This is a genomic window from Microvirga sp. P4_G7, assembly GCF_056401005.1.
In genome coordinates this window covers 1-4425 of the sequence record NZ_JBFUKD010000290.1, presented here as the reverse complement: position 1 = coordinate 4425, position 4425 = coordinate 1, and the positions used below count along the sequence as shown (strand labels likewise).

General features: G+C 63.3%; 5 protein-coding genes. 3 read left to right on the top strand and 2 right to left on the bottom strand.

Annotated elements, in window-relative coordinates; translation table 11 throughout:
* The first annotated feature begins 102 nt into the window (after window positions 1-102).
* Window positions 103-963, top strand: coding sequence for an alpha/beta hydrolase (locus tag AC1DT3_RS13000; protein ID WP_477465670.1), 861 nt, complete (start codon window positions 103-105; stop codon window positions 961-963).
* Window positions 964-969: 6 nt separating this feature from the next.
* Here the strand turns inward: AC1DT3_RS13000 and AC1DT3_RS12995 are convergent, their stop codons facing one another.
* Window positions 970-2292, bottom strand: a complete 1323-nt coding sequence (locus AC1DT3_RS12995) for an NAD(P)/FAD-dependent oxidoreductase (protein WP_477465669.1) — start codon at window positions 2290-2292, stop codon at window positions 970-972.
* Window positions 2293-2391: 99 nt separating this feature from the next.
* Here AC1DT3_RS12995 and AC1DT3_RS12990 point away from each other — a divergent pair, with 99 nt between their 5' ends.
* Both AC1DT3_RS12990 and AC1DT3_RS12985 read left to right on the top strand, forming a co-directional pair.
* Window positions 2392-2775 carry a RidA family protein gene (locus AC1DT3_RS12990; protein WP_477465668.1) on the top strand — a complete coding sequence of 128 codons (384 nt, stop codon included), beginning with the start codon at window positions 2392-2394 and terminating at the stop codon, window positions 2773-2775.
* Between the two features lie 19 nt (window positions 2776-2794).
* Entirely contained in the window at window positions 2795-3757 is a 963-nt protein-coding gene (locus AC1DT3_RS12985) for an ornithine cyclodeaminase family protein (protein WP_477465667.1), read from the top strand.
* 9 nt (window positions 3758-3766) lie between these two features.
* Here the strand turns inward: AC1DT3_RS12985 and AC1DT3_RS12980 are convergent.
* Window positions 3767-4425 (bottom strand): 3-hydroxyacyl-CoA dehydrogenase family protein (locus tag AC1DT3_RS12980; RefSeq protein ID WP_477465666.1); only part of this gene is annotated, 659 nt, incomplete at its 5' end.

Genomic DNA, 4425 nt, shown 5'->3' with positions numbered 1-4425 from the left:
TATCAAGAGCACGCAATCGCTCCTGCAGAGCCTTCCTCTGCACGAAGAAGCCACGGACGCCCTGCGCGCGAAGCGAACGCCCACACGCCCCGAGATCGCCGAATGAAGACCGACCGCACGCAAGCCGAGATCGACGCGCAATTCACGCTCGATACAATCACAAATCTCGCCGAAACCGTCGCTCGTCGAGCACAGGCCGCCGAGAGCTGCGCCACATCCTTCGAATTCACGTCAAACATCCGCTACGGCGCGCGTGACGAGGAGACTTTGAATCTCTTTCCGGCCCAAAGCGGGGCGGAGCCGTCGCCGGTCAACATCTTTGTCCATGGCGGCTTCTGGCGTTCCATGGAAGCTGCACAGTTTAGCTTCCTGGCGCCTGGTTTTGTCCCATTCGGCGCGGCACTCGCCGTCATCGATTACCCGCTGATCCCGAACGTCCGGCTGGGCGACATCGTCGCGTCATGCCGCCGCGCGGTGGCCTGGGTTCATCGACATGGCGCAGCGTTTGGTCTCGACCCGAATCGGATCTTCGTTTCCGGCAACTCGGCCGGCGGGCACCTCGTCGCGGAGTTGCTCGACCGCGCGTGGACGAAGGATGCCGGTTTGCCTGCCGACGTCATCAAAGGCGGCACGGCGATCAGCGGCCTCTATGACCTGGCACCGGTCGCGGAATCGTTTCAGAACGATGTGCTCCAGCTCACCGTCGAGGAAATCCTGGCATTCAGCCCGCTACGTCGCAAAATCGACATCGCGGCACCGACGATCGTTGCCGTCGGCGGACGCGAGACGGACGAATTCCTGCAACAGACCGCCGACTTTGCAGCTGCCCTCGAAAAGGACGGCGTGGAGGTGTCGCATAGGGTCGTGCCCGATTCGGACCATATCACCGTCGTGCTCGACGCATTGGCGGATCCGCACGCGGATCTAAACCGCGCCGTCAGAAAGCAGATGGGCCTGGTCTGACCTGCACTAACGCGCACGCCGATCCTGCCAGCGCGCCTGTGCGATGGCGAAGGATGGTGCTACTTGCGCCAGTGTGTGAAATGGAATCGGGCGCGCTGACGCCACCGGCACGGGAAGATCGGCCAATGGTGTACCGAGAGCCGCGTCGGCCATGACTTCTCCCAGCATTGCCGTCATGGCGACGCCGCGACCATTACACCCGATGCCGCCGATGAATCCGGGTCCGAATTCGTAGACATGCGGCAGGAAATCGGTCGTCATTGCCGCGGTCCCGCGCCAGACGTGTTCGATCTGCGGGACGAACCCCAGAGACAATTCCGATGCAAGGCGTTCGACGATAGCGCGGCCAATGCGTTGATGCGCCTTGATCGGGAAAATCGCCATGCCGCCGCTGATCAGGCGGTTGTCGCGATCCAGGCGATAAGTGAACAGATTCGAGCGTGTATCGGAAACCGGGTGTCGCTCCGGTGAAAACCGCGAGACAACGTCCGCCGGGAGAGGTCTCGTCGCGATCTGGTAGACGAAGAGCGGGACGATAGCGCGATAGAGACGGCGCGCGACGCCCACATGTCCTGCATTGGTGCAAAGCAGGACGCGCTGAGCGGCGACGACGGAACCCGAACAATGCAGGTGCCAATCCTGCCCGGTTCGTTCGATCGTGCGGACCGACGAATCTTCGTAGATGAGCGCTCCCGCACCGATCGCCGCCTTTGCTAAGCCATAAGCATAACTCAATGGGTGGATCGTTCCCCCTGTGGGGTCGAACAGCGCGCCGCGATAGTGCGATATGCCGGTCAGTCGCGCGGTCTCAGTGGCATCTAGGTAGCGCACGGAACGCCCGAGATCCTGCCACATCTTGGCGCGCGCCTTCAGCGCGTCTCCTAGGAGTTCGGAATGAGCTGGTTGCAGCCACCCGGTCTGAGCCGCATCGCACGCGATACCGTATTCGCGCGCAGTTTCGAAAATTCGCTCCCCGCCGTGTCCGACAAGCTCGAGCAAGCGGCGCCCGCGTTCCTCGCCGAGCTTGCTCACGACAGTGACGGGATCGGCTTTGGCAAAGTTGGGGACGACAAAACCGGCGTTGAAACCGCTGGCGCCGCTGCCGATTGTTTCAGCTTCCAACACAGCCACTCGCGCACCGCGACGGGCGAGATGTAAGGCGGCCGTCAGTCCGGTAAAGCCTCCGCCGATGACGGCGACGTCGACGGCGAGAGTGTCCGGAAGACGCAATGTTGTCGGCCGCGGTGCTGCGGTATGCCACCACAGGGTCCGCTCATGTTCACGCGTGYCGTTCGAGATATTGCTCACGAAGCCGTTTCCCGCGATCATGGCCGTCCTTGCTGTGAACGGCCGCGAGATCGCTTGTTCGACCGCTTCACGATCTTTATGCATAGTGAACCGAACTGTTTCAAGTTTAAAGGAAACCCCATGGCGCGGATCGCAATCTCCTCCGGCTCGAAATTCGAAGAACTCGCCGGCTACTCGCGGGCGATCGTCGATGGCGAATGGATCTTCGTCTCCGGTACAGCGGGCTACGATTTCGCCGCCGACACGATCTCAGACGATGCAGCCGAACAGACGCGCCAGTGCCTTGCGACCATCTCCAGCACATTGGAGAAGGCGGGGGCTTCCATGAAGGACATCGTCAGAGTCCGCGTCTACGTGGCTGACCGTGCCGACGTCATCCCCGTCTCCAAGGTCCTTGGCGCGACCTTCTCCGATCCGCGCCCCACCAACACCACCATCATCTGCGGCTTCGCCATGCCTGAAATGAAAGTGGAACTCGAGGTGACCGCGCTCAAACGGGCGTAGTCGACAATTGGAGAGCACGATGTTGGTCCTCAACGGCGAGCAGGTCGCCGAACTTTTGACGATGCAGGACTGCATCGGAGCTATGCGAGACGTCCTGTCGGGCCTCGCCGACGGCTCGTATTGGCAGCCGGCGCGCGTTCAAATTCGATGCGAGGGCGCGCCGTCGCTGATGGGTTTGATGCCGGCCTATCGCAGAAGCGACCCGCCCGTTTGGGGCTTCAAGCACATCATCGTCGCGCCGGGCAATCACGCCCGCGGTCTGGACAGTCACCAGGGCGCGGTGTTGTTGAACGATGGTGAGACGGGCAGGCTGCTGGCCATGCTGGACGCAACCGCCATCACCGCGATCCGCACCGCGGCTGTGTCGGCCGTCGCAACCGACGCGCTGGCGAGGCCGCAGGCGAAGCGGATCGCCATCGTCGGCACGGGTGTACAGGCCAGAACGCACGTCGCCGCGATGCGGCTTGTGCTTCCGAATGCGCGGATCGTCATCGGCGCGCGCGACGCCGAACGGTCGGAGATGTTTGCCCGGCAGGTCGATGCGGAACCGGCGCGCTCCGTCGAGGAGGCCGTCGCCGATGCCGACGTGATCTGCACCGTCACCTCATCGCGCACGCCCGTTCTCGACATGGCATGGATCAAGCCCGGTTGCCATATCAACGCGGTTGGAACCAGCCAACCGCACGCGCGAGAGATCGGCGCCGATCTCATCTCGGTTTCGGAGTTCTTCGTCGATTCTCGGGCGCAAGCGGAGGTGGAATGCGGCGAGTATCGTCTCGCTTTGGCGGATGGCGCCATTCGCGCCGACCATATGCGCGCGGAGCTGGGCGAAGTATTGACCGGGCGCCATTCGGGTCGTTCCTCACCCGACGCCATCACGCTGTTCAAGTCCCTCGGCCTCGCCGTCGAGGATCTCGCTGCGGCGGAACTCACCGTCAAGAAGGCCCGCGAGCAGATGAAGGGCGTCGAGCTCGATTGGTAAGATGCGCCTTCAACCTTCCGGCGTCGTCAGAGGTACATCGAGGCGTGCACGACGCTTGAGCCACGGGCTCGGCCGGTAGCGCGGATCTTCGTAGAACGCATGGCATGCCTGCAGAATATCGAGGATCCGGCGCGGGCCGAGCTCGTCGCCGAAGCGAAGTGGGCCTCGCGGATAACCCAAGGCCACTTCGACCGCCGCATCGATGTCCTCGGGCGAGGCAATCCGCTGCTGCGCGATATCGGCACCGATGTTGACGATGCAGGCGACGATGCGTTGCGCAACGAACCCCGGACTGTCGTGGATCAACGTCGCCGGCTGGCCATCGGCCGCGAACAAGGCGTGAGCCGCATCGAGCATCGCCGGTCGAGTAACGGGCGTCCTCATCAATGTGCGCCGACGGTCCAGACCGAACAAGCAATCGATCGCGACCGTCCTCGTCGGATCGAGATTGTCCGCCAGCGCTGCGGTCGTCGCATCCTCGCCGAACGGCGTCACCACGATCAGCGCTTCGGCCGATGGCTGCGGCCCTGTTTCGATCGGCGCCCCAATTCCGCTCACGTAGCGCCGCGCCATAGCCGCGGCTTCCGCGAAGCGCTCGCTGATCCACACAGGCATCGACCGCGGATCGATCGACGGAGCGGCGCGCTCGGACGGCTTTTGCGCTTTGC

Excerpts from the sequence above, each read along its gene's own strand:
- AC1DT3_RS13000 (WP_477465670.1), top strand. The coding sequence starts at position 103 with ATGAAGACCGACCGCACGCAAGCCGAGATCGACGCGCAATTCACGCTC.
- AC1DT3_RS12990 (WP_477465668.1), top strand. The coding sequence starts at position 2,392 with ATGGCGCGGATCGCAATCTCCTCCGGCTCGAAATTCGAAGAACTCGCC.
- AC1DT3_RS12985 (WP_477465667.1), top strand. The coding sequence starts at position 2,795 with ATGTTGGTCCTCAACGGCGAGCAGGTCGCCGAACTTTTGACGATGCAG.